Raw genomic sequence first — 26,274 nt, 5'->3', positions numbered from 1 at the left:
CGCAGCCACCGTGTCTTGCTTCGCGCGGGGCGCAAGGCGACCGCGACCGCGCGGGCGAAAGTGAGAAGAACCATGAAGGCAGTGCGCTTCCACCAGTACGGCGACCCCGACGTCCTGCGTTACGAGGACGTGGAGCAGCCGGTTCCCAGCGCCGGGCAGGTGCGGGTCCGTGTTGCGGCGACCTCGTTCAACCCCGTCGACGCCACCATCCGCGCCGGGTTCATGCAGGGACCGATCCCTGTGACGCTGCCGCACACACCCGGCATCGACGTCGCCGGCACGGTCGACGCGCTCGGCGAGGGCGTGGCCGGCATCCAGGTCGGGGACCAGGTCATCGGCTTCCTGCCGATGGCGGGGCCCGGCGCCGCCGCGGAGTACGTCCTGGCACCGGCCGAGGCGCTGACGCCGGCGCCCAAGAGCGTCGCGCTGTCCGACGCGGCCGCGCTGCCGCTGGTGGGCCTGACCGCGTGGCAGGCGCTGTTCGAGCATGCCAAGCTGACCGCCGGGCAGCGCGTGCTGGTCAACGGCGCGGGCGGAGCGGTCGGCGGCTACGCCGTGCAGTTGGCCAAGCAGGCCGGCGCCTACGTGATCGCCACGGCCGGCCCGCACAGCAGTCGGCGCGTCACGGGCGCGGGTGCGGACGAGGTCATCGACCACACGACCGCCGACGTCGTCGCTGGGGTGAGCAGGCTGGTCGACGTCGTACTCAACCTCGCGCCGGTCGAACCGGCACAGCTGGATGCGCTCCCCGGTCTGATCCGCCCCGGCGGTGTCCTGGTGAACACCACCGTGTGGATGCCCGCACCCACCGACGAGGAGCGCGGCGTACGGGGCGTCGACCTGTTCGTCCGCAGCGACGCGGAGCAGCTGTCGCACCTGGCGGAGCTGATCGACAGCGGCGAGCTGCGCGTCGAGGTCGCCCGGCGGGTGCCGCTGGCCGAGCTGCCGGCCCTGCACGCGGACGCCGCCGCGGGCGCACTGCCCAGCGGCAAGGTCGTCGTCGTGCCCGGCGCCTGACACCCACTCGACTCACCGGTGAAAGAGACGACCACGATGATCCCCGACGACGATCCGTCCCGCTCGCTGACCGTGGCGAACCCCGACGACCCCGGCACGACGTACATCTCACTGGTGGGCAACACCTACGGCATGCTGGTCACCGGCGAGCAGACCAACGGCCGATACTGCCTGATCGACATGCACGTCCCCGATGGCGGCGGCCCGCCGCCGCACCGGCACGACTTCGAGGAGATGTTCACCATCCTCGAAGGCGAGATCGAGTTCACCTTCCGCGGCGAAAAGCACACCGCACGGGCCGGGTCCACGATCAACATCCCGGCCAACGCACCGCACAACTTCCGCAACGCTTCGGGCGCGCCGGCCCGCATGCTGTGCATGTGCACCCCCGCCGGCCAGGACGAGTACTTCACGCGTATCGGCGACATCGTCGCGGGCAAGGATGCGCCGCCGCCGCCGCAGCTGTCGGACAGCGAGCTCGCGGAACGCCGCCGCCACGCCGCTGAGTTGGCCTCGACCTACCGAAGCGAGTTCTTGTAGCTCGCAGGCCCGGAGGAGGCTTTGGAGGACATCGCCACCCTGATCCTCGACCTGGTGAAGCGATGAGGGCCCCGGAAGGGCCACCAGCCGAACTCACCGGAGGCCCTGACGCGCTTCCTGCGGTGGAGCCGTGGCGACCCCGCCCGGCACCACGCTGAGAGTGGCGGGACCGACCGACTCCGCACTCCGCGTCCCACGGCGCCGCGACCACCGGCGGTGCCACCGAGGCGCCTGCCGGGCCGGTGCCGTGGGACGCCGGACGGATCAGCCGAACAGCGCGCTGTGCATGTCGCTCTGCCAGTAGGTGACGGAAGCGGAACTGTTGAAGTACACGCCCCCGTTGGGCAGCGGCAGCGTCTTGCTGTTCCCGATGGAGCCGTTCAGCTCCCTGTTCGAGAACGACACGCTCAGGATCTTGGCGGTGTAGCCCTCGTAGCCGTCGGGCGTGTACGTCCCGATGCCGGCGTAGGCGGACTCGCCGGGAGCCAGCGTCACCAGGGCCTGGGGCTTGCTGGAGTCACGCCACGGGACGACGGACTGGGCGCCGGCGCCGGCCCCCAGGAAGGGCGCGCCGTGGGCGTTGCAGGGCTTGGTGCCGGTGTTGGTGGCCGTGAGCAACAGGTAATTGATGGGGCGGGGAACATCCTTGACCGTCAGCTTCGTGTTCTGCGTGGTGCAGTCGACGACCGAGGCGGCCTTCCCCGGGGTGGCGGCCGACGCGCCCGCGGCCTGGACGGCGACGAGCGAGAGAGCCACGGCCACGACCATGGAGGAGGCGGCCGCACGAGTGCTGAAGCGGGTGGTGATACGCATGGAATGGCTGCTTTCTCTGTTGTTCCGGAAGGTGATCCTCTGATCCTGGCCGGTGGTGGTGTCCTGCCTCGGTGTGCCGTGTCGACCGGTCGTGCCGCTGCCCGGCCGGATACCGGGACGCTGCCGTGCGACGGCCTGATTCGAGGTGAATCCGCGCCGGATCAAGACGAGTTCGAAGCACCGTCACCGCTTTCGGCGAGGTGGGGCGCTTCGATGACCGAAGCCTGGGCCACACTCCGTCCCATCCGCCATTCCCAGCGCGCTTTTCGGGACGCTGGAACGTTGGAACCGCCTGTGACCTGGAGGAACGGACCCTTCGTGGGACGCCGCCCGGAATGGAGGCCGGCTGCTCGCCACCCCGCAGGAGGCCCTGGTGAAGCCCAAACTGGCGGAAAGGGCCGTCGAGGGGGCGCAGGCGAAGCGCGCTACGCCGACCCGGGCCCACCCGCCGGGAACTGCTCACCGCCGTGAACGCCACGGTAGGGGCCCGCGTCAGCCGAGCCACGCGCCGGAGCGCCACACCCTGACCGTCTGCGACACGGCCCTGCCGCCCTCAGGGCGACACGCCCGAGCGGGTGGCACGGTGGCGCCATGGACGGATTCGGGTTCGACCTCGCGCTCATCGCCGCACTGATCGTGCTCAACGCATTCTTCGCCGGCAGCGAGATCGCGCTGATCTCCTTGCGGGAAAGCCAGCTGCGACGCCTGCGGCGCCGCGGAGGGGCCCGCGCGGCGCGGCTGGGCACTCCCGTGCCCCCGTCCTGCAAGCGGGCCGCTTCGACGACATCCTCGGCGTCGTTCACCTGCGCGACCTGACCACCAGCGACGACGCGGCCCCCCGTCACCGCCCTCGCCCGCCCCGCGCTGTTCTTCTCCGACTTCATGAAGGTCTCCGAAGCCCTGCGGCGCCTGATGGCCGTCCACGAGCAGTTCGCCCTCGTCGTCGACGAACACGGTTCCGTCGCCGGCATCGTCACCATCGAGGACCTCCTGGAGGAGATCGTCGGCGAGATCTACGACGAGACCGACCGCGCCGAGGCAAGGGACTACACCCAGCCCGACGGCTCCCTGCTGCTGCCCGGCAGCTTCCCTCTCCATGACCTGCCCGACCTCGGAGTCGACCTCGGTGATCTCGCCCAGAGCCCGTATACGACCATCGCCGGCCTCGCCCTCGCCCGGCTCGGACGCCTGCCGCAACACCCCGGCGACAGCATCCGCCTCGACAACTGGACCCTGGAGATCACCGGCATCCACCGCCATGCCGTCACCGCTGTCCGCCTGAGACCTCACCAGGCGTGGTAACCCTGCCCGCCCTCCTCACTCTCACCCTCGGCGTCATCGCCGCCACCGTCACCGTCTCCCAGGCGTGGTCCCTCATCGCCACCCGCGACCAGACCGGCGACGGCCCCCGGACCGCGCCGAGCCCGCCCCGGCCAGCGGTACCGGCCCCGCATCCCCCACCCCCTCGCGCCGCGGAAGGCCCCCCTCGTGATCACCTCGGCCCCGGCGCCTGCCGCTCTTCGTCATGGTGCGTGACGGCACTTTCCGCGGGGCGGCGCCCTCCCGGAGACCGGCCGGGGCGGTGGCGGCGGTTCCTTGGGCTAACCGGGGGACATCCGGTGGGACGGCTGCCTGACCGCCGAGATTCCCGCCCGGACCGGTACGACCAGCGCCGCCCGTGAGCGGCAGGGCCGCGGGACCGTACCGAACCCGTTGGCCGTGCCGCCCGCACTTGACGCCGTGATGGGTCAGCTGGAACACGCCGAGGCCGTCCGCCCGGAGCCGGGCGCGCTTCGACGCGGCGTCCGGCAGAGGCCGGCCGCCTACGGCTTGGGCGCCCGTTGCTCCCCCGAGCCCCGGACGATCAGCCGGGTGGACACGGTGAGGGTACGCGCCCGGGACCGGTCGCCGTCGAGGCGGGCCAGGGCGGTGGCCGCGGCGCTGCGGCCGATTTCCTCGGGATCCTGGGCGACGACGGTCAGGGCCGGCTCCAGTGCCTCGGCGAGGGACACGTCGTCGAAGGCGACCACGGCGACGTCCTTGCGCTTGCTGCGGGCGAGTTCGGCGACTATGCCCAGCGCCATGATGTTGTTCCCGGCGAACAGGGCGGTGGGCGGACCGGCCAGGGCGAGGAGTTGGGCGGTCGCGGCCTCGGCGCCTGGCTGGTCGTGTGCGCCGGTGACCAGCGAGCGGTCGTAGGGGATGTCGGCTTCTCGCAGGGCCGCGCGGTATCCGGCGAGGCGTTCACGGCGGGTGTACAGCTTGGTGGGGAGGTCGCCGACGAAGCCGATGCGGCGGTGGCCGTGGGCGATGAGGTGGGCGACACCGTCCTGCGCCCCCGCGCGGTTGGAGCTGACGATGCTGTCCGTGGGCAGGCCGACTCCTGGCCGGTCGAGGAAGACGATGGGCAGCCCCGCCGTACGGTGCGACTTGAGGTCGGAGTGGTCGGCGCCGACGGACGGCACGACGATCAGGATGCTGACGCGCCGGGCGAGGAACTGCGCCGTCAGGGCGCGTTCGCGGTCGGGGTCGTCCGCGGACGACCCCATGAGCAGCGTCAGTCCGCGGTCCCGGACCGTGTCCTCGATGCCGCGGGCGACGGCTCCGAAGAAGGGGTTGGCGAGGTCGGGGATGACCAGTCCGATGGTGGTGTCCGGACCGCCGACGCGGATGTTGCGTGCCATGAGGTTCGGCTGGAAGCCCAACTCGGCCACAGCGGTGAGGACCTGTTCCCGCGTCCGCGCCGAGACGGGCCCGTCCTCGTTGAGGACTCGGGAGACCGTCTTGGCGCTGACCCCTACTTCTCGGGCGACATCGGCCAAGGTGGGGCGGCGTCTCGCTGCCATGGGAGGAAACCGTCTCCTGGGTGCTCCCGGGTTCCTGGCCGCGGCCTCGGCCGGAACGTGCGGGAGCGGGGTTGCGCTGTCAGGTGGCCTGTACTCCGGCGGCCTTCGCGGCCTCGGAATCCGCTACGACAGTACCTCCGGCCTCGTCGACGCTGAGCGCGCCGGTCATGATGGCGACGACCTCGGCCATGGAGTAGTCGGAGGGCTTGATCACGGCGGCGCGCCGGCCCAGCCGGTGGACGTGGATGCGGTCGGCGATCTCGAAGACGTGGGGCATGTTGTGGCTGATCAGGACGACCGGCATGCCCTTGTCGCGGACTCGGCGGATGAGGTCGAGGACCTGACCGGACTCCTTGACGCCGAGGGCGGCGGTGGGTTCGTCCATGACGACGACGCTGCGGGCCCAGGCGACGGCACGGGCGACCGCGACGGCCTGCCGCTGTCCTCCGGAGAGGGTCTCGACCGCCTGGGTCAGCGAGCGCAGGCCGATCTTCAGGTCGGCCATGTGCTCGGCTGCCTCCTGACGCATGCGCTTCTTGTCGAGCATGCGGAAGGCGCTGCCGAGGATGCCCGGGCGGCGCAGCTCGCGGCCGAGGAACATGTTCGAGGCGATGTCCATGGACGCCGCCACGGCGAGGTCCTGATAGACCGTCTCGATGCCGTGGGCGCGTGCGCTCTGCGGGCCGGAGAACTGAATCGGCTTGCCGTGGAGGCGTATCTCGCCCTCGTCCGGCACCACCGCGCCGGTGAGGGCCTTGATGAGGCTGGTCTTGCCGGCGCCGTTGTCGCCGATGACGGCGAGCACCTCGCCGGGCATCAGGTCGAAGTCGGCGCCGTCGATGGCGGTGACGTGGCCGTAGCGCTTGACCAGACCGCGAGCCTGCAGAACGGGAGTCTCGGTGGTGGTGGTCATCGGGCCTTCCTCCGGGAGATCTGGTCGACGGTGACCGCGAGGATCACCAGGACACCGGTGATCAGCGTCTGGTAGATCGAGGCGACGCCCATCAGCTGGAGCCCGTTGCGGAAGACGCCGACGATGAGGACGCCGATGAACGTGCCCAGGACCGATCCGCGTCCGCCGAAGAGGCTGGTGCCGCCGAGGACCACGGCGGTGATGCTGTCGAGGTTGTCGGTCTGCCCGGCCTGCGGGTCGCCGACTCCGGTGCGGGAGATGAGCAGCAGGGCGGCGATGCCGTAGAGGAGGCCGGCCACGGTGTAGACGCCGATGGCCAGCCGGGTGGTGCGGATGCCGTTCAGCCGCGCCGCTTCCGGGCTGTTGCCCAGGGCGTAGACGTGCCGGCCCCAGCCGGTGCCGCTCAGCGCGTAGGCGAGGAGCAGGAACAGGGCGATGGTGACCAGCGAACCGTAGGTGATGTCGGTCTTGCCGAGCGGGAAGGTCTGCCCGAGGGCCGTCAGCGGGCCGGGCAGGTTGGTGACCGTCTGCTCCTCGGAGTAGATGTGGGTCAGCGCGAACGCCACGTTGAGCATGCCCAGGGTGACGATGAACGGCGGCAGCGGGATCTTCTGCACCAAGGCCCCGTTGAGCATGCCGAAGCCGCCGCAGACGACCAGGCCCAACGCGATGGCGGCCAGCGGAGGCAGGGATCCTTCGGCGGCCATCTTGGCGATCACGATGCTGCCGAACGCCATCACCGCTCCGCAGGACAGGTCGATGCCCGCGGTGAGGATGATCAGCGTCTGGCCGATGGCCAGCGTGCCGACGACCATGACCTGCTGCACGATCAGCGAGAAGTTCCCGCCCGTGAGGAACTGGTCGGTCGAGACGGAGAAGAAGGCACAGGCCAGAAGGAGGGCGACCAGCGGGCCGGTGGTCGGTTGCGTGAGCAGTCTGCGGACCGTGCTCGGCGCTTTGAGCTCCGCGTACGGCGAGGACGTGGAGGGTGGCGTGGACGTGGCAGTCATGCGAGGTCCTTGTCGGAAGACACAAGTCCTTGTCAGGACTGGTCAGTCGTTGTCGGACGGCAAGAGGACGAGGGGGCGGCCGGCCCCGGTCGGGGAGGAGGGGCCGGCCGCCCCACTGTGGAATTCCGAACGGCGTTGTCTAGGCCAACAGTTGGGGCGTCGGCTCAGCCCCAGCAGTTCTCCAGGCCGTAGGCGGTGTCCTTGGAGGCGGCCCCGTCCTGCGCCTTGTCGGTGATCAAGGTGACGCCGGTGTCGGTGTAACCCGACGCCTTCTTGCCGTCCTTGGCGTACGTCACGACGGCCTTGACGCCCTCGGCGGCCATCTTCAGCGGGTACTGCTGCGACGTCGCGGCGATCTTGCCGTCCTTGACGGCCTGGGTGCCGGTGCAGCCGCCGTCGACGGAGACGACCAGGACGTCCTTCTCCCGGCCCTTGGCCTTGAGCGCGGTGTACGCGCCCAGGGCGGCGGGCTCGTTGATGGTGTAGACGACGTTGATGTCGGGCGCCTTCTGGAGGCAGTTCTCCATCGCGGTCTGGCCCTTGGCCTGGTCGCCGCCCGTGTCCTGGGAGCAGACGATGGAGGGGTCGCCCTCCTTGACGCCGAAGCCCTTCAGGAAGCCGTTGTGCCGCTGGACGCCGACGGAGACGCCGGGCGCGAGGTCGAGGGTGGCTATCTTCGCCGTCTTGCCCTTCATGGCGGCCTTGGCGTACTCGCCGATCAGCTCGCCCGCCTTGAGGTTGTCGGTGGCGAACAGGGCGTCGACCGCGCTCTCCGGCTCGGTCGGGGTGTCCAGGGCGATGACCAGGACGCCCTTGGCCTTGGCCTTCTCGATCGCGGGCACGATCGCCTTGGAGTCGCTGGGCGTGATCAGGATGCCCTTCACTCCCGCGGCGACCATGTTCTCGATGGCGGTGACCTGCCCGGCGTTGTCGCCGTCGAACTTGCCGGCCGCGGTCATGAGCGTGACGCCTTCGGCCTTCGCGGTCTTCTCGGCGCCTTCCTTCATCTTGACGAAGAACGGGTTGGTGTCGGTCTTGGTGATCAGGCCGACCTTGACCTCGCCCGATCCGGTGCTCGCGGTGCCCGATTCCGATCCGGATCCACAGGCGGTCAGGGCGAGCGCCGCGACACCCGTGCACGCGGCGGCTCTGAGCAGGGAGGAGGGCAGACGAGAGATGCGTGACATGAACGACTCCTGCGGGATTTCGGGCGGGCGGTCGGCGGCGGGGCATGCCGTCCCGCGGTGTCAACGATGACCTATGTCATCGTTGACACTTCTTGGCGAGGATGATGGACTCCGCTCCCCGGCAACGTCAATGCCCTGCACTCGTCACAAATCGGCAACGCCCCTCGGCGGTCGCCCGCCCGAAGCCGATCGCCGGCATGCCCGGGTCGTGCCCGTTTCCGCCTCGCGCGTTCCCAGAGAAGAGCAGCCCATGAGCCCGCGCCAGATCACCGTCCTGGGAGAATGCGTCGCCGACGCGTTCACCGAACCCGCACGTGCCCGGAACGAACTCGCCCTGCGCGTGCTGCCGGGCGGCGGACCCGCCAACACGGCGGTGGCCCTGGCCAGGCTGGGCACTCCGGCCCGCTTCCTCGCGCGGCTGTCCGGCGATGTGTTCGGCCGCCTCTTCCGGGCCCATCTGGAGGCGTCCGGCGTGGATCTCTCACATGCGGTCGAGGCCGCCGAGCCCAGCACGCTCGCCGTGGCCGAACTGGACTCCCAGGGCCGGGCGGCGTTCTCCTTCCATGCCCGGGCCACCGCCGACTGGCAGTGGACGGGCGCGGAACTGGCCGGGGTGGACCTCGCCGGTACCGCTTGTGTGCACACCGGATCCCTGGCACTGGTCCAGGAACCCGGGGCGGCGGTGGTGGAGGACTTCCTGGCGGCGGCCGCCCCTCACGCGACCATCAGCATCGACCCCAACGTCCGGCCCCTGCTGGTGCACCCCGATGTCTACCGCGCCCGGCTGGCGCACTGGTGCGGACTCGCCGACGTACTGCGGCTGAGCGAGGACGACCTGGAACTCCTGCTGCCGGGCACGCCGCCGGAGGAGGCGTGCGACATCTGGCACGCCGCCGGGGCGCGGCTCGTGGTGATCACGCAGGGCGCCGACGGCGCCCTGGCCTCGCTCTACGGCGAACGTGTCCAGGTGCCCGCCGTGCCGACACACGTCGCCGACACGGTCGGGGCCGGGGACTCCTTCACGGCCGGTCTGCTGCACCACCTGGGCGCCCGCGGACTGCTCGGTGGCCGACTGACCCGACTCCGCCTCGACGAGGTCGCCGAGGCCTGCCGGTTCGCCACCCGGGTCGCGGCCCTGACCTGCTCGGTCGCCGGCCCCAACCCCCCGTGGCGGAGCCGGCTGGAGCAGCTCGCGACGACCGATCGAGCATGACGGACGGACGAGTCGCCCCGTGAACATCACGGCCGGACCGTTGACGTGTCGGCCGGATGGCGTCCATCATCGGGCCACTCGATGTCATCGATGACACACGTCGAGGATGACAAACCTTGTCGGCGCCGCGGACGTCGGCGCCGACAAGGCGTCACTCTTTGCTCGGCTCCGCTCCGGGCAACCAGGCTCCGCTGCGCGCGGACGGCCGTGGCACAGGAGACACCATGAGCTCAGGACGTGTATCCCGGCATGCCCGTGTACGGATGATCGCGCCGGTGGCGACCGTCTGCGCGCTGTCCGCGGCCCCGCCCGGCCCCCAGGCGGTCACCGCCGTCACCTCGCCGTACCCCGAGCCGCTGGACCAGACCCAGCGCCCGGCACCTCGACTCCGCCCACGACGGACAAGGACACGAGACCATGAAGAGAACCCTGCTCGCCGAGTTCACCGCACGCGAGGGTGCGGAGGACGAGGTCGCCCGCATGATCCTGGAGTACGCCGAGAAGGTGCGCCAGGAAGAGGGCAACCTCGCCTTCGACGTCTACACCAGGGAGGCCGACCCGCGCGCCTACTGGATCTTCGAGGCGTACAGGGACGAGGAGGCCTTCCAGGCACACCTGAAGGCCCCGTATGGCGGCCCGTTCAACACCGCACTCGCCCCGCTGATCGAGGAGGACGCCTCGGTGCTGACCTTCCTCGACGCGGTGACCTGAGCCCTCTTGATCCGGTGAACCGAGTTCTCTTGATCCGGTGACCTGACGTCGGCCGGGCCCACACGCGGGCCCGGCCCTTGCCGCGCCGTCGAACCGGATCCGGGACCGGAGGCATGTTCACGGCTACGCCTACCACCGTGCCCAGCGGCGCTCTCAAACACCTGCTGCACCGAACACCGGGCGCTGGTCATATACATCGGGTGAAAAGGGGGCGCTCGTCTCTCAGAGGGCGAGCACGGCAACCATGCTGGCGTAGATGGTGATCAGCAGGATGCCGTCGAAGCCGATCTTGAGCCAGCCTCGTTTCTGGCGGACGAGGAGGCCGCCGAGCAGAACGGCAGTCATGACCATCGCGCCGGTGGTAAGGAACAGCTCGTCCGGGTGCGCAGCGTGGTACAGGGATCCGCCTCGATAGGCGATGTCGCCGACAACCAGGTTGAGTGCGTCCAGGCAGTTGCCGCCGATGATGGCGGCGATGGCCAAGGTGACAGCGCCACGCCGGACGGCGGCAATGGAGGTGACCGTCTCCGGCAGGGCGTTGACCAGGCCCATGAACACAGCCCCCACGAGGCCGGCACTCAGCCCTGTGTGCTCCACGATGCCCTCCGCGGCCCGGGCCACCGCCCAGCCGCCGACAGCCACGAGTCCCGCCACAGCGGCGAACTCGCTCCACAGCCGCGGTGTCGAGTGAGCAGCAAGCCCTTGGACGTCTGCGTCCGGGACATCGGGAAGCGTGTCCCGGGTACGTACCGCCTGCCACATGGGTTCCCCGCGGCTGCGGATGAGTACCAGAGCGCCGAGGTAGAAGGCCACCAGAACGACGGAGGCCGGATGCAGGCTCAGGAAGGTCACGGACGGGCTGAACGTTGCCATGAGGGCGATGCCCAGCAGCCCGATGAGCAGGCAGCCGAACAGCATGTTGGAGACCGAGGCGGCGGCGTGTTCGAGGTTGACCTTTCGCAGGAAAGCGTCAGCGACGACGAGTGCCACCGTCTGTGCCGCAATACCTCCTACGGCGTTGCTGTAGGCAAGGCGCGGCTGGTCCGCGGCGGCGCTCACGGCGGTCATCACAATGCCTGAGAGAGACGTCACCAGGCCGAACAGCACCGCGCCGAAGAGGGCCTCGCCCCAGCCGGTGCGGTCGGCGAGGGTGTCACCCAGCCCTGCGAGCCGGATGCTGCACACCACGGTCACGGCCGTGGCCACAAGGAAGACTCCCACGCTCCAACTCAACGGCCACAGGTCGGTCAGCAGGGTGAGCATGGCAGTCCTTCGTCAGTGCGGTCGCAGAAGGCGGTGAGCGTTCTCGTACCGGGTGGCTCTCGCTTCACACCGGCGTACCAGGGGGCCCGCTCGCCCGCAGCGAACGGTCGGCCGCCCCAGGCGCGGGGGCCGCAGACCGGACCGCCGGCGGTATCGAGCCATTGTGCGGAGTTGGGTGTGCGTGAGCCGCCCGGGAAATGCCGGGCGGCCCGAAAGAGACGCTGGTGGGCTGTGGTCAGCGGCCTTTGAGGCGTTCGACGGCGGCGACGCCGCCCGCGGCGAGCGCGATCTGGATGGCCAGTTCGATCCAGTCGATACCTCCGGTGTCGGCGACGCCCATGGCGGCGGCGATGGCGGTGCCGATCAGAGCGGCGACGATACCGACGGCGATGGTCCACAAGATGCCGGTGTGCTGGCGGCCGGGCAGGGCGAGCCGCCCCAGCACACCGATGACGGCGCCGATGATGATGGCGGTGATGATTCCGGAGATCTCCATGCGTCCCTCCCTCGAAGTCGTTGGCTGTACGAATGCCCACTGGCTGATCTCTGACACAGATGTCTGGACGCTTGCCGGGCCGCGCTTCTTGGACGTCGTCTCATTCGGCGAGTCTGCGGTAGCAGATGAGGCTGCAGGCGATGGAGGTGAACGCCAGGCGTCCAGGTCAAACGAGGCCCTCCGGGAGCTCGATCCGCTCCTTGAACTCGCCCTGGTTCGTCTCCTTCACCTCCTGTGTGTATGTGACCGTGTCGCTGCCGTACGGCAGGCGGACGGTGAAGCGGAACCAGTGCGTCAATATGCGGTGCGTCGCGGAGTCCAGGGTCAGCGCCTCCTCCAGGCCGACGAGGGTGAGTTGGTCATCGCTCACCCGGACCCCTCCCTCGCGCAATCGGTCCAGGGCCGGTTGCACTTCCCGCTGGGCCTTTGCCGCCCAGGGACGGTCCCGTACATCGGAGAGTTTCCGTGACGTGACGTCGGCCTTGAGCGTGATCTGGTGGCCGTATGCGCTCTTCGTCAGCGTGATGTCAACACCGGCTGCCCTCTTCGTGTAGGCCCTGAAATCGACGAGGGCGGCCACCGGGTCCTCCACCTTGTTCGCGATCTCCGGGTCGGTCGCGGACGCCTGCTTCCACTCTGCCGATCTCTCCCTGCTGAGGTAGCCCGAGCCGCCGAGCACGAACAGCTCCTCCCCGCGTGTGTCCTTGCCGGTGAATATGGATCTGCGTGCATGCAGCGCCAGGGGGTCCTGGGTGCGCTCCACCATGCCCGAGTGGATAGTCTCGTTCTGCTGCCCTCGCAGCGTCAGTTTCTCCTCTCCTCGCACTTGGAACCTCCACCCAGGGCTGGCAGCCATCGCCTCTTCCGCCAGGTCGAGGTGGTCCGCCGGGCTCTGCGACGCAGCCGGGTCCGGCTCCTCACTGGTGCAGGCGGACAGGGGCAGGGAGGACAGCAGGAACAGGAGGGCGGTGAGTCTCGAACGGGTCTTCATGTGCTCTGCTCCTCCGAGGCGTCCTCACACGGCAACTGGAAACTAACGCACGGCGACGCGATTGCATCCGCTTCGTCCTCGCCCTCGCTGGTGAGGCGGCCATCTTCCCCTTTGCCTTGGCGGGATTGTTGGATCGGCTTCCGGACGTGATCAAGTCCGCCGGGAAGGTGCGCGACGAGTGGGACCGCTTCAGCAAGGAGCGCGACGACACGCCCCCGCCTGAGGCGTTGCCGCCTCCGGCGGACATGGCCGAGCCGCCGCCTGTCCCGGGGCTTGCTTCTCGTCGCGGCGCTCGCCACCCGCTGGGACTGGCACCTCCGTTCCGGAGGGCCGGGCAAGACGGTGGGGGCGGAGTGCGTGTTCACGACTCCCATGTGAGGTCGTGGCCGTGGTGGAAGAATGTGCCGGGATGACCTCCAGCGACTACAGCCCGCTCGCCCACCTCGCCGACCACGACGCCCGCGTCTACCGGCAGGGGGGCCGTCGGCGCCGGCAGCAGCCGAAGGCCACATCGGCCGGCGTCAGTTCACCGACAGCAGGCCGGGCAGTCTGCAAGAGGGCCTGGAACAGGGGGAACAGGAAGCCGCTGACGCATTGCTGCCCACCGGTCGGATGAAGGCCCGCACCCTCACCATGACTCGAGAAGTCGACATCCGGAACACCATCTGCCGATCACGGCGCAGCACCGCAGGCCGACCGGACGCGGTGGGCCTGTGACCGGCCGGTCGGCGCCCGCGGTGCTGCCTCCGTCGCTGCGTGTGCCGCTCGGGCTGGTGGCGGCCCTCGCCGGGCTGGTGGTCGTGGTGCTCGGGGTCCTCTATGCCGGTGACAGCGAGCCCGGCCTGGTGGACGCGCGGATCTGGGCGGCGGTGAACGGGGTGGGGCCGACGGGGCGGGGCGTCGCTCTGGCCACGGACTTCCTGGGGGAGCCCGGGGGAGCGGCGGCGCTGGTCGTGGCCACCGTGACGGGCTGCCTGCTGCTTCGGCGTCCCCGCGCGGCCGTGCTCGTCGTCGCCGGTACCGGCATGACCGTGGGGACGACGACGCTGCTCAAGCCCCTGGCGGGACGCACCATCCACGACGGGCACCTGTCCTACCCGAGCGGGCACACCGCATTCCTCACCGCGTTCGCCCTCGTGGTGGCGCTGCTCGCGACCGGCCGGCTCGGCCTCGGCAGGACGGCCGGCACGGCACTCGTGCTCGCCGCGGCGCTGGTCGCCGGCGCCACCATGGGCTGGGCGCAGGTCGCCCTGGGTGCGCACTACCCGACCGACGTCCTCGGCGGCTGGTGCACCGCGCTGGCGGTGATACCGGCGACCGCGTGGCTGGTCGACCGGATGGCTGACCGGATGTCCGACCGGATGGCTGACCGGCTGGTCGACCGGACGGCCGACGCCGGGCGGCGGCGGGAGCGGCGCTGACGTCACGCCACCGTCACGGCAGGGCACCACACGGCACGTCACGCCAAGCGGCGGAACACGGGCTTCACCGGTCGTCCGGCCAGCCAGGGGGTGGGGTCGGCGGCGTCCAGTGCCTTCCGGTACACCGCACATGCCTGGGCCACCACGTCGACGGTGTGAGCGATGTCGGCGTCGTCGAGCGCGCTGCTCACCACGAACGACGGGGCCAGCACCCCGCCCGCGAGGAGTTGGCGCAGGAACAGGGTGCGGTACTGCTGCGACGGCTGCCCGTTCTCGTCGAGGGTGGCGAAGACCAGGTTGCTGGCCCGGCCCCGGAGGACGACGTGGTCGCCGACGCCCATGGCGGCCGCGGCCTCGCGGACACCGGCGGCCAACCGCTCGCCGAGGGCGTGCAGCCGCGCGGTGACGCCCTCCTCGACGTACGTGGTGAGCACGGCCATCGCAGCTGCCAGGGAGTGCGTTTCCGCACCGTGCGTGGTGGACAGCAGGAACACCCGGTCGCCGGAGTGACGCAGCCCGCCCCGCTCCATCAGATCGCGGCGCCCGGCCAGCGCGGAGACGGCGAATCCGTTGCCCAGCGCCTTGCCGAACGTGGAGAGGTCGGGGACGACGCCGTACAGGCCCTGGGCCCCCGCCTCGGACCAGCGGAGGCCGGTGATCATCTCGTCGAAGATCAGTACGCAGCCGTGCCGGTCGGCCAGTTCGCGCAGGCCGGCGAGGTAGCCGGGCGGTGGCTCGGTGTGGGTGGCGGGTTCGAGGATCAGGCAGGCGACTTCGTCCCGGTACCGGGTGAGCAGTTCCTCCGTGGCAGCCAGATCTCCGTAAGGGAACGCCACGGTGAGCTCGTTGGTGGCCGCCGGAATGCCGGCGGACATCGGCGTGGTGCCGATGAACCAGTCGTCGACGGAGAAGAACGGATGGTCGGCGCAGAGGGCCACCCGCGGGCGCCCGGTGGCGGCGCGGGCGAGGCGCACCGCGGCGGTGGTGGCGTCGGAGCCGTTCTTCGCGAACTTCACCATCTCGGCGGTCGGCACCGTGGCCAGGAAGCGTTCCGCGGCTTCGACCTCCACGACGGACGGCCGGACGAAGTTGCTGCCGCGGCCGAGTTCCCGTCGCACCGCCTCGATCACGCGTGGGTGGGCGTGGCCGAGGCTGACCGACCGCAGGCCCGAGCCGTACTCGACGTAGCGGTTGCCGTCGATGTCCCACACGTGGGCACCGCGGCCGTGGCTGATGACCGGGGCCAGGTTCTCGGGGTACTGGTCGTCGCCCTTGGCGTAGGTGTGCGCGCCGCCGGGGATCAGGGCGTGCAGCCGCTCGTTCGCCAGCCGCGACCGGGGCAGGCGGAACTCCGCCGTCTCCTCGCGCTCCTGGCGCTCCTCGGTCTCTTCGGTGTGTTCGGTGTGTTCGGTGTCCACGTCGGCCCTCACTTCTCTCCTGCCTTCAGAACCTCGGCGAGGCTCGGCGCCTCCCGGTCGCGCTGGGACATCGATGTGACCGGCAGCGGCCAGGGGATGGCGAGCTCCGGGTCGTCGAAGGCGATCGTCACGTCCTCGGACGGATCGTGCGGGCGGTCGATGCGGTACGAGGTGTCAGCGGTTTCGGTGAGCGCCTGGAAGCCGTGCGCGCACCCCGCCGGGATGTACAGGGTCTTCTGCGTCTCGTCGGACAGTTCGAAGAAGGCCCGGTTGCGGTAGGTCGGCGAGTCCGTCCGCAGGTCCACGACGACGTCGAAGATCCTCCCGTACGAGCACCGCACCAGCTTGGCCTCTCCGGCGCCGGAGCGCAGGTGCAGGCCGCGCAGCACGCCCCGGGCCGAGCGCGACAGGCTGTCCTGGACGAAGGCGTCCGGGTCGAGGCCCACCGAGCGGAACACGTCGGCGTCGAAGGTGCGGCAGAAGAAGCCGCGTTCGTCGGCGTACGGCGTCGGCTCGAAGAGGTACGCGCCCGCGATCTCCGGGACTTCGGTCGCTTTCATGGAGTCTCCTGCCGAGCGTGAGCGTGGTCCGTCGTCGGGAACAGGGCAGTGGTCAAGGCGGTGAACTGGTGGTCGAGTTGGCGGGCGGCGACCAGGTTCCGCTCGGTGAGGGTCCGCCGCAGCTCCGCCGAACGCTGCTCCAGTGCCCGGAACTGCTCGAGCAGCCGGTCGGCGTCGACCTCGCGAGCCGGGTGGCGGTATGCGGCAAGCCCCATCCGATCCATGAGCGCGTCGCTCTTCGCCGCGTAGCTGAGCGCCAGCGTCGGTGTGCCGACCTTCAGCGCGCAGACCAGGTTGTGGTACCGGGTCGCCACCACGGTGTCGGCGGCCGCCGTCTCCTTCATCAGGTCGGCCAGCGAGGCCGCCTCGGCAGCGGTGACCAGCGGTGAGTCCACGGCGTCGAGGATCGCGGCGACCACCGGCGCATCGCACGCGTCGCCGGTGAGCAGGCGGACCGGCCTGCCGTCCTCGACCAGCGCGCGGACGAACCGGGTCGTCCCGTCGAGGTAGCGCCGGTGGATCTCCCCGGCCCGGGCGCGGTCGTCGTCGCCGCCGTGGAAGGCCATGACGCCGACACAGACCGGGCCCGGCGGGCTCAGGGCCTGTTTCGGGTTCCCCGTCCGCGCCCCGGCGCCCGGCCCGCCCGCACGCGGCGGAACAGGCCCCGAGGGCGCGCTCGTCGGCGGCGTCGGCAGGGCGAAGGCGAGGTCCGGGTAGACCTCGTCGCGCGCGGTGTCCACGCCCATCGCCCGCATCGCGTCGCGGGACTGGACGTCACGGTACGAGCGGTAGGTGGCAAGACGTGCCGACCAGCGCACCAGGGTTCGGGTCGGCCGGTTGGCGATCGGGGCGGCGCCGACGCCGGCCAGCGCGACCCGGGTGCCGAACAGCCGGCCGGACGCGCAGAGCAGGAACAGCGCGTACGGGAAGCCCCACGGCCGCAGTGGCAGCGTGGCCTCCAGGACGCCCATGCCCGGCACGATCACCACATCGTGCCGGCGCACCCAGGCGGCGGTGCGGAAGGCGTCGACGAGTTTGCCCAGACCCTTCGCCGCGATCGCGCCCGCACGCGACGCGGTCCGGTACTCCCCGCGGTACCAGTGCAGCCGTGTCGCGGGGATCCCGTACCGGGCCGTGACGACCTCGGGTCCGCCGCACAGCGCGTCCACGACCGCCTCCGGGTGCTCGGCGCGCAGGTACCCGAGCACGGCTTCGAGCGACCCGTCGTTGCCGAGGTTGCCGGAGCCGAGCAGGCCGAACACCCCGACGCGGGCAGCGGTCACGGCTGCCTCCCCTCACGGCCCGCCACGATGGCGTTGACGGAGACGGTGAGCCTGGCCGGGTCGACCGGGGCGCGGTCCTCGACCCGCTCGCCGGCGCCCGGCCGGGCCCGGCTGGTCATCCACGCGGCCAGGTGGCGGTAGCACGCGCGCCGGTCGGCCGGGGACAGCGGCGCCCGCTGGATCGCCGAGACGAAGCCCCAGACGTACTCGGCGAGCAGCCGGGGTGTCGGGTGCAGCGGGCCCGCCCGGCGCGGGTCCAGATTGACGCACCGGGAACGCTTGGAAGGGTTCGCCCGCTCGGCGCGGGTGGGGTGGTCGCGGCGGAAGTACAGCAGCTCCGGCACCTGGTGGAAGGGCCCGTGCAGGGTGATCTCGGCGACGAAGGTGCGGTCCGCGTGGTGGTAGCTGTCGTGCGGCTTGACCTTGCGCAGCATGTCGGCCCGCATCACGCCGTAGAAGTCGTCGCCACCGGGCTCGAACAGCAGACTGCGGAAGCGCTCCGGCGCGTGCGGCGAGTCGGTGGCGAGCCCGTACTCGTACGGGACCTTCACCTGGCCGTCGCCGTCGATGACCGCCTGGCCGGAGTGCGCGAGGACCACGTCCGGCCGCTCGTCCAGCGCCTCCACACAGCGCCGCAGCAGGTCCCGGGCGTACAGGTCGTCGTGCGAGGCCCACTTGAACAGTTCGCCGCGGCACTCGGTGAACACGTAGTTGTGGTTCGGCGCGGCGCCGATGTTCCGGGTCAGCCGGATGTAACGGATGCGCGAGTCCTGCTCGGCGTACTTGCGGCAGATGTCCTGGGTCTCATCGGTGGAGGCGTTGTCGGAGATGACCAGTTCGAAGTCCTCGTAGGTCTGGCCGAGCAGGGCGTCGAGCGCCTCGGCCAGGTACTCCTCGCCGTTGTACACGGGCAGGCCGATGCTCAACCGGGGATGGGCGGTCATGCAGTCCTCACTTCGGGGATCGAATGGTGATGGCGCTCGCGCAGGGCGGACCGCAGGTGCAGCCACCACACGGCCGAGCCGCTGACGGTCGCGGCGGCGACGCCCCACGCCGAGCCGACCGTGCCGGCCACGGCCGCACCGCCGAGCCCGCCGATGACGTACAGGGTGGAGGCGAACAGCTGGCAGCGCAGGCTGCGCCGGGCCGCGGCGAGGGCGCGCAGACCGGCCGCCGCGCCGACGCCGAGGCCGGCGCCCGCGACGCCGAGCGTGGCCGGCACGATCAGTTCCGCGGCGGAGCTCCAGACGTCGCCGAGCACGAACTCGCCGGCCCGGTCCGGCACCAGCAGCAGCGCCGCGCCCCAGAGCAGCGCGGCGACGGCCTGCCCGCCGCCGAGCAGGAGGCAGAATCTGCCCAGCCGGTGCGGGGCCCGCCGCAGCACCCGTGCCGCCTCCGCGACGGTGACCAGCGACAGCCCCATCAGCACCGCGAGGAACGGGCCGAGCAGCAGCTCGGCGCCCCGGACCGCACCCACCGCGCCGACCCCGACGATCGCGCCGAGCCCGTACGCCCGCAGCTGGCTCGCGCCGCTGACGCCGACGTTCTCGACGAGGTACCGGTAGCCGAGGTCGCGGTGCTCGCGCAGCCACCGGCGCGCATCGGTCAGCCGGGGCCGGATGCCGGACTGGAGGCAGCCGTACGCCGCGGCCACCGCTGCGGACGCGCCCCAGGCGAGCACGAAGGCGGCCACGCTGCCCACGTGGGCCGCCACGACCATGGCCGGGACGAGCGCGACGCCCCACACGAGGTCGTTGACGAAGGCCTTCCGACCGGTGCCGGCGGCGAAGAACGAGTACCGCCAGGCGTCCTGCAGCAGCAGCCCCGGCAGTACGACGCCGAGGGCGGCGAACGCGGGCCCCACGCTGCCGCCGAGACCCAGCCCGACCGCCAGACATGCCGCGCCCACGGCGGCGCCGACGCCGAGCGCGGTGCCCGACGCCCGGCCCGCCGCCTCACGCCAGGACGCGTCCGGCACGCCGCTGAAGCGGACCACCAGCGGGTCGGTGGCCAGGCCGCGGGAGACGCTGAGCACCACGCCGTACGTCACCCAGGCCAGGCCGAACACGCCGAACGCGGCCGTCCCCAGCGAGCGGGCCACGTAGATCCCCACCGCGAAGTTGGTCATGCTGGAGGCCGCCTGGTCGGCCAGCCCCCAGGACAGCCGGCCGACGACGGCCCGCCGGGCCGATCCGGCTGGTTTCGTCGCCTTCTCCTTCTCGGTGGTCATCGGCGTCATGCCTTGATGAGTCCGGCGCCGTGCAGGGCGCCGGCCGCGGCGGCGACCGTGTCGAACGGCAGCCCGGAGCGCTCGGCGACATCCAGCAGACTGTGCTCGCCGTCGGAGAGGTTGAGCACCCAGAGCATGGCCATCTGCGCCTGCTTGGTGTCGCTGCGGCCGCCGAGCGCGTCGTACAACCCACGTCGGCCGAGCTGGGGTTCGCCGTGGGGGCTGAGATTGAGGTACCGCCGGTTGCGGTCCAGCACGGCGAACGCCTCGCGGCAGACGGCGAGCGTGTCCGCCATCGCCTCCGGGGAGACGAAGTCCAGGTTGTCCGCCGAGGTGTGGTACTCGGGGTAGCCCGCGTACGGGGTCCGGCTGAGCGAGCCCACGCCGAGGTCGAACCCGGGCGAGCAGAACTGCCGCTCGTCGTAGCCGTACGGAGTGAACTCGGTGATCTGGTGCGGGCGTTCGGAGGCGGCCAGGACGTGCCGCAGCACCAGGTCGATCTCCGCGTCGCCGCGCCTGCTCTGCTTGTACGTCAGTTGCCCCGAGTCGCCGGCGCAGGCCAGCACCAGGCCGTGCTTGACCCGGTCCACCCGCTCCGCGTTGCGGGCCAGCCAGGTGATCGCCCCGATGGTGCCGGGCGCGAAGATGAACCGGTAGGTGTAGTACGGCGTCTGCTCCGCCAGCGCCCGGGCCAGGAACGTCGCCACCGCGATGCCGGCCAGGTTGTCGTTGGCCAGCGACGGGTGGCAGACATGGCAGGAGACGATCACCTCGTCGGCGACCTGGCCGGGGACCAGGTGCTCGGCGTAGGTGAGGTGGCCGTCGGTGAGTGTGGAGTCGATGCACACCTCGTACTCGCCGTCCGGCAGCGCGTCCAAGGTCTCCTGGGCCAGGCAGAAGCCCCATTCCGGCTTGTAGTAGCTGGTGCGGTACGGCACCCAGCTCGGGTGGTCGGGCAGGGTGTGCAGGTGCGCGCGAAGCTCGGCCAGCGGCATGGTCGCCGACACCGGCACGCTGTAGCCGAGCACGTGCAGGCTGGACGCGGCGAAGTCGACGACCCGGTTGCCGGCGGCGTCGGCGATGTACGCGTCCCGGATGTTCCACTCCTGCGGCACCGTCCAGTCGAGCACCTGCGTCCCGGTCGGGACCTCGTGCACCCGCAGCGGGACGTACTCGCCGACGATGTCCAAGGTGGCGCGCACACCGTCGCCGGTGATGCTCCGGCACAGCGGGTACAACCGCTCCACCAGCGCGTACATCTCGGCGCCGGCCGTGGTCATCGGCTGTCCGCCGGCCGTGGTCATCGGCTGTCCACCGGTCGAGGTCATACGCGCCACCGCAGGGTGTCGTCGACGGTGCCGGCGTCGGACGCCGCGCGCAGCACGGCAAGGCGGGTGAAGCGTCGCTCGAAGTCCTCCCGGGTCAGCCCGTGTTTCCGGTAGGCGTCGGTTAGTTCGAGCGCGCCCTGCTTCACCGTCCACTCGCAGTCGAAGCCGGGCACCGCGGCGCGGAACCGGGAGAAGTCCACCCGGTACGACCGCGGATCGGCACCGGTCTCCCCGGTGATCACCACCCGCGAGCCGGGCACCGCCTCGGCGACCTGCTCGGCGATCTCGGCGACCGTGACATTGTTGATCTCGCTGCCGATGTTGAACGCCCGGTCGTGCACCGCTTCCCGCGGCGCGACCAGCGCGGCCGCGAAGGCCCGTGCGATGTCGGCGGCGTGCACCAGCGGGCGCCAGGGAGTGCCGTCGGAGAGCACCAGCACCTCGCCGGACAGGAGTGCGTGGCCCACCAGGTTGTTCAGCACGATGTCGGCGCGCAGCCGGGGTGAGTGGCCGAAGGCGGTGGCGTTGCGCAGGAACACCGGGCTGAAGTCGCCGTCGGCGAGCGGGTGCAGGTCGTCCTCCACCCGCACCTTGGACTCCGCGTACGGCGTCACCGGGCGCAGCGGGGCCTCCTCGTTCACCAGGTCCGCCGAGTCACCGCCGCCGGCGGCGCCGTAGACCGAGCAGGTCGACGCGTACAGGAAGCGCCGCACTCCGGCGTCGCGGGCCAGCCGGGCCAGCCGTACGGACGCGTGGTGGTTGATGTCGTAGGTGAGGTCCGGTGCCAGCGCTCCCAGCGGGTCGTTGGACAGCGCGGCGAGGTGGATCACGGCGTCCACCCCGGCGACGTGTTCGGCCGTGATGTCGCGCAGGTCCACACGGTGCCCTGACGGGTCCGCGGGCGGCGGGCCGAGGACGCAGTCGGCGAACAGGCCGACGTCAAGGCCGACGACCTCGTGCCCGGCGGCGGCGAGGACCGGGGCCATCACGGTGCCCAGATAGCCCTGGTGTCCGGTCAGTAGTACGCGCAAGGTTCAACCCCCCAGGTTGAGAGTGAGTTTGGTGACGGCGAACGCCTCGGCGTAGCGCGCGTGGCATTCGATGCCGCGGATCCGGGCCAGCCCGAGGAATGCCTCCCGGTCGTACCAGGGCCGGTGCCGCTGCGAGGGGTAGTGCTCCTGCAGCAGCCGCACCTTCCGTTCGGCGATCTCCGGCGGCAGCGGCTGGTACGCCGCCGGGCGGCCGAGATCGCCGTCCCACTTGACGATCTCGTAACCGAGCACGAGGTGGTCGCGGAACGCGGTGGTCACCAGCTTCGCAAGGCCGCGGTGATCCTGGTGCGCGTCGTCGGTGCGCGGGGCCAGCACCAGATCCGGCTCGGTCCGCTCGCGCAGCTCCTCGACCGCGGCCTTGGCCTCGTCCCAGTGCGCGGGCAGCCGGCCGTCCGGCAGTTTGTGCACGGTCGGGCGCAGGTCGGCGCCTGGGCAGAAGGCGGCGAGCGCGGCCCGCTCCTCCTGCTCCCGCTCGCTGCCACCGCCGGAGAGCACCAGCGCGTCGACGCGGACACCCGGCCGTGCTCGGCACAGCGTCAGCAGCGTGCCGCCGGCGCCGATGGCGATGTCGTCGCAGTGCGCGCCCACCGCGACGATCCGGTCCAGGCGCCCGGTACCGAGCGGTATCACGCGGTCCTCACCCCGGCGTTCGCCCCCGCGCCGTCCCGCTCCCACACGGCCCACGGGCGGTCGCCCCGGGCGTAGGCCTCGTCGAGCGCGGCCCGCTCCTTCACGGTGTCGGTCGGCTTCCAGAAACCGCGGTGCTGGTGCGCCACCAGCCGCCCGCGCTTGGCCAGTTGGGCGCACCCGTCGGCGACCAGGTCCCCGTTCTCCGGGATGTGGTCGAAGACCTCCTGGCGGAGCACGAAGTAGCCGCCGTTCTCCCACAGCGGCAGTTCGCTCACCGGGGTGATGCCCCCGACCAGGCCGTCCTCGCCCAGGTCCACGCAGTGGAACGACGACTGTGGCGGCACCACCATCATCGACGCACCGGCGTCGCGCCGGGCGAACCGGTCGATCATGTCCGGCAGCGGGGCGTCGGTGAGCACGTCGGCGTAGTTGGCGAGGAACATCTCGTCGCCGTCCAGGTGGTGCCGCACCCGGCGCAGCCGCTCCCCGATCGGAGACTCGATGCCGGTCTGCGCGAACGTGATCGTCCAGTCGGCGATGTCGGTGGACAGCAATTCGGTCCGCCCGCCCCGCAGCACGAAGTCGTTGGAGGTCGTCTCCTCGTAGGTGAGGAAGAAGTCCTTGATGTGGTGCGCCCCGTACCCGAGGCACAGGATGAACTCCGTGTGCCCGAAGTGGGCGTAGTAGCGCATGACGTGCCAGATCAGCGGTCGCGGGCCGACCATCGCCATCGGCTTGGGCACGTCGTCGGAGGCGCCGTTGCGCATCCGCATCCCGTAACCGCCGCAGAACAGTACGACCTTCATGCCTTGACCTCGACAATGCTCAGTTCCGGAATGGGAAAGACCAGCCGGCCGCCCCAGGCGTGCACGAAGGACAGCTGCTCGACCAGCTCGGCCCGCAGGTTCCAGGGCAGGACGAGGACGTAGTCCGGTTCGTCGGCGGCTATCCGCTCGGGCGGCAGGATCGGGATGCGGGTGCCCGGGGTGAACCTGCCGTGCTTGTAGGGGTTGCGGTCGACGGTGTAGGGGAGCAGGTCGGGCCGGATGCCGCAGTGGTTGAGCAGGGTGTTGCCCTTGCCCGGGGCGCCGTAGCCGACGACCGTCTCGCCGCGCTCGGCCGCCTCGATGAGGAACCGCAGCAGGTCGCGGCGCACCTTGGCCACCCGGGCGGAGAACTCGGTGTACCCGGACAGCTCCCGCAGCCCGGCGGCCTTCTCCCGGTCCAGTACGTCGGCCACCCTTCCCCAAGCTCTCGGCTTCGCTCGAGCAGGGGATACCCCATTGGTCGGTTCTCCGGCCGCCTCGACGGGCCGGGCCCACAGCCGGATCGACCCGCCGTGCGTGGGCAGCAACTCGACGTCCACGAGCGCGAGTCCGCCGCTCGCCAGCGCCCGGGTCGCGGAGGCGACCGTGTAGTACTGGAAGTGCTCGTGGTAGATCGTGTCGTACTGGTTCTCCTCGATCAGGGTCAGCAGGTGCTGCACCTCGATGGAGACCCAGCCGTCGTCGGCGACCAGGGTGCGCAGCCCCCGGGTGAACCCGACCACGTCGGGGATGTGCGCGTACACGTTGTTGGCCACGACCAGGTCCGCCGGGCCGTGCTCGGCGCGGACGCCGGCGCCGGTGTCCGGGTCGAGGAACGCCGTGAGCGTTGGCACACCCGCCTCCCGCGCCGCGGCGCCGACGTTCACCGACGGCTCGATGCCGAGGCAGCGGATCCCGCGGTCCACCACGTGCCTCAGCAGGTACCCGTCGTTGCTCGCGACCTCGACCACGAAGGCGTCGGGTCCCAGACCCAGCCGCTGTGCGGCGCCGTCGACGAAGGTGCGCGCGTGCTCCACCCAGGAGGTCGAGTAGGAGGAGAAGTACGCGTACTGCGTGAACGTCTCCTCCGGCGTGATCAGCGGCGGGATCTGCGCGAGCCAGCAGTCGGTGCAGACCCGCAGGTGCAGCGGGTACGCCGGCTCCGGCTGGTCCAGTTGGTCCGCGGCGAGAAAGCTCTCACACGGTGGCGTCGCCCCAAGGTCGACGACGCTCGCCATCGCTTCCGAGCCGCAGAGTCGGCATCGTGTCATCTACTGTCCCCATCCCCCCTGCTCGCGCGGTGTCCCCGCCACGAGCCAGTGCTGTGGTCCTCTACCGGCGGCGGGCCGTCCCCGCCGCCCGACCGACCCGCGATCGCGGTGCGGTACGCATCCACCAGGCGCTCCAGACCGACGGCCGGGCTGAAGTCCTGCTCGTAACGGCGTCGGGCCGCCCGGCCCATCTCCCGCCCCAGGTCCGGATCGGCCGTGATCCGGCGCAGGCAGGACGCGAGCGAGGCGGGCTCGCCCGGCCGGTGCAGCAGCCCGGTCACCCCGTCCTCCACGAGTTCGACGAAGGCGCCGTGCCCGGCGGCGACGACCGGGACCCCCGCCGCCATCGCCTCCACGACGACCAGGCCGAACGCCTCCAGCCATGTGGAGGGCGCCACCACGGCGACCGACCGGGCGACGGCCTGCCGGCACTGGGCCGTGTCGTACAGGCCCACGTACCGCACGTCGTCCCGGCCCTCCGCCCAGGCGGCCACCTCGCGCTCCAACGGCCCCGTGCCGGCGACCACGAGCGGCACGCCCACGCCGCCGTCGGCGGCGATCTCGTCCCACGCGGCCATGAGCAGCCGCACGCCCTTGGCCACCGCGAGCCGGCCGAGATAGAGCAGATGCTCGCCGGCGCCTACTCGGCAACCGCCCGGGTCGGGCACGAAGTTGTGCTTCACCACCAGCCGCCCGGCCGGCATGCCGGCCCGCACCAGGACGTCGCGCTGCGCCGCGGAGATGCAGAGGAACCGCTCCACGCCGGACCACCACCGCCGCCGGTTGACCGACAGGCTGACCGCGAGCGGCACCGTCGCCAGCCGGGAGCCGCGGTAGCAGCCGTGCCGGACGGCGGGCAGCGGCGCGACTCCGACGCACTCGGTGCACGGCCGGCCGTCCCGCTGCAGCGTGCCGGGCGGACAGACCTGGGTGTAGTTGTGCAGCGTGGCGACGGCGGGCACGCCGGCGTCGGCGCAGGCGGCCAGCACCGCCGGTGACAGGAGCGGGAAGACGTTGTGGACGTGCACCACGTCGGGCCGCTCGGTGCGCAGGCGGGCGGCGAGTTCCGCGCGGACCGCCGGGTTCCACGGCACCAGCAGCGGCACTGCGGCCTTGCCCAGCAGGGACCGGGCGGCGATGTCGTCGCTGCGCCGCTCGAACACCTCGACCCGGTGGCCGGCCCCGCGCAGCAGAGCGACCTCCTGGTCGACGACCTTGTTCTCCCCGCTCGGCTGCGCCGAGGCGTAGCGGTTGTGCACCACGAGGACGTGCATG

The 26,274-nt window shown here is 71.2% G+C and carries 26 protein-coding genes; 7 read left to right on the top strand and 19 right to left on the bottom strand.

Annotation, left to right across the window (positions count from 1 at the left end; genetic code table 11):
• Positions 1-72 precede the first annotated feature (72 nt).
• Together ACZ5TL_RS33245 and ACZ5TL_RS33240 are read left to right on the top strand one after the other, a co-directional pair.
• Positions 73-1,017, top strand: coding sequence for an NADP-dependent oxidoreductase (locus tag ACZ5TL_RS33245; RefSeq protein WP_468594519.1), 945 nt, complete (start codon positions 73-75; stop codon positions 1,015-1,017).
• A gap of 18 nt (positions 1,018-1,035) precedes the next feature.
• Positions 1,036-1,557: a cupin domain-containing protein gene (locus ACZ5TL_RS33240; protein ID WP_468594518.1), complete on the top strand. Its 522-nt coding sequence runs from the start codon at positions 1,036-1,038 to the stop codon at positions 1,555-1,557.
• Between the two features lie 264 nt (positions 1,558-1,821).
• Here ACZ5TL_RS33240 and ACZ5TL_RS33235 read toward each other — a convergent pair whose 3' ends face one another.
• Positions 1,822-2,370, bottom strand: coding sequence for a DUF4232 domain-containing protein (locus tag ACZ5TL_RS33235; RefSeq protein WP_468594517.1), 549 nt, complete (start codon positions 2,368-2,370; stop codon positions 1,822-1,824).
• Positions 2,371-2,961: 591 nt separating this feature from the next.
• On the opposite strand from ACZ5TL_RS33235, the gene ACZ5TL_RS33230 reads away from it, so the two are divergent.
• A complete protein-coding gene (locus ACZ5TL_RS33230) occupies positions 2,962-3,186 on the top strand; it encodes a CNNM domain-containing protein (protein WP_468594516.1) in 225 nt (74 codons plus the stop codon).
• Positions 3,187-3,234: 48 nt separating this feature from the next.
• Positions 3,235-3,672, top strand: a complete 438-nt coding sequence (locus ACZ5TL_RS33225; RefSeq protein ID WP_468594545.1) for a transporter associated domain-containing protein — start codon at positions 3,235-3,237, stop codon at positions 3,670-3,672.
• Positions 3,673-4,193: 521 nt separating this feature from the next.
• Here the strand turns inward: ACZ5TL_RS33225 and ACZ5TL_RS33220 are convergent.
• The 4 genes from ACZ5TL_RS33220 to ACZ5TL_RS33205 form a co-directional block, all read right to left on the bottom strand.
• Positions 4,194-5,216, bottom strand: coding sequence for a LacI family DNA-binding transcriptional regulator (locus ACZ5TL_RS33220; RefSeq protein WP_468594515.1), 1,023 nt, complete (start codon positions 5,214-5,216; stop codon positions 4,194-4,196).
• A gap of 79 nt (positions 5,217-5,295) precedes the next feature.
• Positions 5,296-6,129 carry an ATP-binding cassette domain-containing protein gene (locus ACZ5TL_RS33215; RefSeq protein ID WP_468594514.1) on the bottom strand — a complete coding sequence of 278 codons (834 nt, stop codon included), beginning with the start codon at positions 6,127-6,129 and terminating at the stop codon, positions 5,296-5,298.
• Positions 6,126-7,139 carry an ABC transporter permease gene (locus ACZ5TL_RS33210; RefSeq protein WP_468594513.1) on the bottom strand — a complete coding sequence of 338 codons (1,014 nt, stop codon included), beginning with the start codon at positions 7,137-7,139 and terminating at the stop codon, positions 6,126-6,128. The genes ACZ5TL_RS33215 and ACZ5TL_RS33210 overlap by 4 nt, the downstream gene beginning before the upstream one ends.
• Positions 7,140-7,303: 164 nt before the next feature.
• Positions 7,304-8,326 carry a substrate-binding domain-containing protein gene (locus ACZ5TL_RS33205; RefSeq protein WP_468594512.1) on the bottom strand — a complete coding sequence of 341 codons (1,023 nt, stop codon included), beginning with the start codon at positions 8,324-8,326 and terminating at the stop codon, positions 7,304-7,306.
• A gap of 250 nt (positions 8,327-8,576) precedes the next feature.
• On the opposite strand from ACZ5TL_RS33205, the gene ACZ5TL_RS33200 reads away from it, so the two are divergent.
• Complete coding sequence (locus ACZ5TL_RS33200; RefSeq protein ID WP_468594511.1) at positions 8,577-9,539, top strand: carbohydrate kinase family protein; 963 nt, start codon at positions 8,577-8,579, stop codon at positions 9,537-9,539.
• A 417-nt stretch (positions 9,540-9,956) separates the two neighbouring features.
• Positions 9,957-10,250 (top strand): putative quinol monooxygenase, encoded by a 294-nt coding sequence (locus ACZ5TL_RS33195; RefSeq protein WP_468594510.1) that lies wholly within the window; start codon positions 9,957-9,959, stop codon positions 10,248-10,250.
• A 222-nt stretch (positions 10,251-10,472) separates the two neighbouring features.
• Here ACZ5TL_RS33195 and ACZ5TL_RS33190 read toward each other — a convergent pair whose 3' ends face one another.
• From ACZ5TL_RS33190 to ACZ5TL_RS33180, 3 genes are all read right to left on the bottom strand, one after another.
• Complete coding sequence (locus ACZ5TL_RS33190; RefSeq protein ID WP_468594544.1) at positions 10,473-11,504, bottom strand: sodium:calcium antiporter; 1,032 nt, start codon at positions 11,502-11,504, stop codon at positions 10,473-10,475.
• A gap of 244 nt (positions 11,505-11,748) precedes the next feature.
• Positions 11,749-12,009: a GlsB/YeaQ/YmgE family stress response membrane protein gene (locus tag ACZ5TL_RS33185; protein ID WP_283971195.1), complete on the bottom strand. Its 261-nt coding sequence runs from the start codon at positions 12,007-12,009 to the stop codon at positions 11,749-11,751.
• A gap of 166 nt (positions 12,010-12,175) precedes the next feature.
• The gene (locus ACZ5TL_RS33180) at positions 12,176-13,000 is read right to left on the bottom strand and encodes a hypothetical protein (RefSeq protein ID WP_468594509.1); all 825 of its coding nucleotides are present in this window, start codon (positions 12,998-13,000) and stop codon (positions 12,176-12,178) included.
• Between the two features lie 713 nt (positions 13,001-13,713).
• Here ACZ5TL_RS33180 and ACZ5TL_RS33175 point away from each other — a divergent pair.
• A complete protein-coding gene (locus ACZ5TL_RS33175) occupies positions 13,714-14,421 on the top strand; it encodes a phosphatase PAP2 family protein (RefSeq protein WP_468594508.1) in 708 nt (235 codons plus the stop codon).
• Positions 14,422-14,459: 38 nt separating this feature from the next.
• Here the strand turns inward: ACZ5TL_RS33175 and ACZ5TL_RS33170 are convergent, their stop codons facing one another.
• The 11 genes from ACZ5TL_RS33170 to ACZ5TL_RS33120 all read right to left on the bottom strand — a co-directional run bounded on the left by ACZ5TL_RS33170 (position 14,460) and on the right by ACZ5TL_RS33120 (position 26,273).
• On the bottom strand, positions 14,460-15,764 hold the full coding sequence (locus tag ACZ5TL_RS33170; protein ID WP_468594543.1) for a glutamate-1-semialdehyde 2,1-aminomutase: 1,305 nt from the start codon (positions 15,762-15,764) through the stop codon (positions 14,460-14,462).
• Positions 15,765-15,847: 83 nt separating this feature from the next.
• On the bottom strand, positions 15,848-16,399 hold the full coding sequence (rfbC, locus tag ACZ5TL_RS33165) for a dTDP-4-dehydrorhamnose 3,5-epimerase (RefSeq protein ID WP_468594507.1): 552 nt from the start codon (positions 16,397-16,399) through the stop codon (positions 15,848-15,850).
• Positions 16,396-17,682 carry a polysaccharide pyruvyl transferase family protein gene (locus ACZ5TL_RS33160; protein ID WP_468594506.1) on the bottom strand — a complete coding sequence of 429 codons (1,287 nt, stop codon included), beginning with the start codon at positions 17,680-17,682 and terminating at the stop codon, positions 16,396-16,398. The genes rfbC and ACZ5TL_RS33160 overlap by 4 nt, the downstream gene beginning before the upstream one ends.
• Positions 17,679-18,626, bottom strand: a complete 948-nt coding sequence (locus ACZ5TL_RS33155; RefSeq protein ID WP_468594505.1) for a glycosyltransferase family 2 protein — start codon at positions 18,624-18,626, stop codon at positions 17,679-17,681. The genes ACZ5TL_RS33160 and ACZ5TL_RS33155 overlap by 4 nt, the downstream gene beginning before the upstream one ends.
• Positions 18,623-19,912, bottom strand: a complete 1,290-nt coding sequence (locus tag ACZ5TL_RS33150) for a hypothetical protein (protein ID WP_468594504.1) — start codon at positions 19,910-19,912, stop codon at positions 18,623-18,625. Before ACZ5TL_RS33150 ends, ACZ5TL_RS33155 begins: the two co-directional genes overlap by 4 nt.
• A 5-nt stretch (positions 19,913-19,917) precedes the next feature.
• Positions 19,918-21,192, bottom strand: a complete 1,275-nt coding sequence (locus ACZ5TL_RS33145) for a DUF4910 domain-containing protein (RefSeq protein WP_468594542.1) — start codon at positions 21,190-21,192, stop codon at positions 19,918-19,920.
• 44 nt (positions 21,193-21,236) lie between these two features.
• Positions 21,237-22,271: an NAD-dependent epimerase/dehydratase family protein gene (locus ACZ5TL_RS33140; RefSeq protein ID WP_468594503.1), complete on the bottom strand. Its 1,035-nt coding sequence runs from the start codon at positions 22,269-22,271 to the stop codon at positions 21,237-21,239.
• A gap of 3 nt (positions 22,272-22,274) precedes the next feature.
• Positions 22,275-22,922, bottom strand: a complete 648-nt coding sequence (locus tag ACZ5TL_RS33135) for a PIG-L deacetylase family protein (protein WP_468594502.1) — start codon at positions 22,920-22,922, stop codon at positions 22,275-22,277.
• Positions 22,919-23,728 carry a glycosyltransferase family protein gene (locus ACZ5TL_RS33130; RefSeq protein ID WP_468594501.1) on the bottom strand — a complete coding sequence of 270 codons (810 nt, stop codon included), beginning with the start codon at positions 23,726-23,728 and terminating at the stop codon, positions 22,919-22,921. Before ACZ5TL_RS33130 ends, ACZ5TL_RS33135 begins: the two co-directional genes overlap by 4 nt.
• The gene (locus ACZ5TL_RS33125) at positions 23,725-24,999 is read right to left on the bottom strand and encodes a methyltransferase domain-containing protein (RefSeq protein ID WP_468594500.1); all 1,275 of its coding nucleotides are present in this window, start codon (positions 24,997-24,999) and stop codon (positions 23,725-23,727) included. The genes ACZ5TL_RS33130 and ACZ5TL_RS33125 overlap by 4 nt, the downstream gene beginning before the upstream one ends.
• Positions 24,996-26,273, bottom strand: coding sequence for a glycosyltransferase (locus tag ACZ5TL_RS33120; protein WP_468594499.1), 1,278 nt, complete (start codon positions 26,271-26,273; stop codon positions 24,996-24,998). The genes ACZ5TL_RS33125 and ACZ5TL_RS33120 overlap by 4 nt, the downstream gene beginning before the upstream one ends.
• Between the last annotated feature and the right edge of the window lies 1 nt (position 26,274).

The organism is Streptomyces sp. NPDC033136, assembly GCF_055578235.1.
The sequence above is the reverse complement of the archived record's forward strand: the minus strand, read 5'-3'. Positions and strand labels throughout refer to the sequence as shown.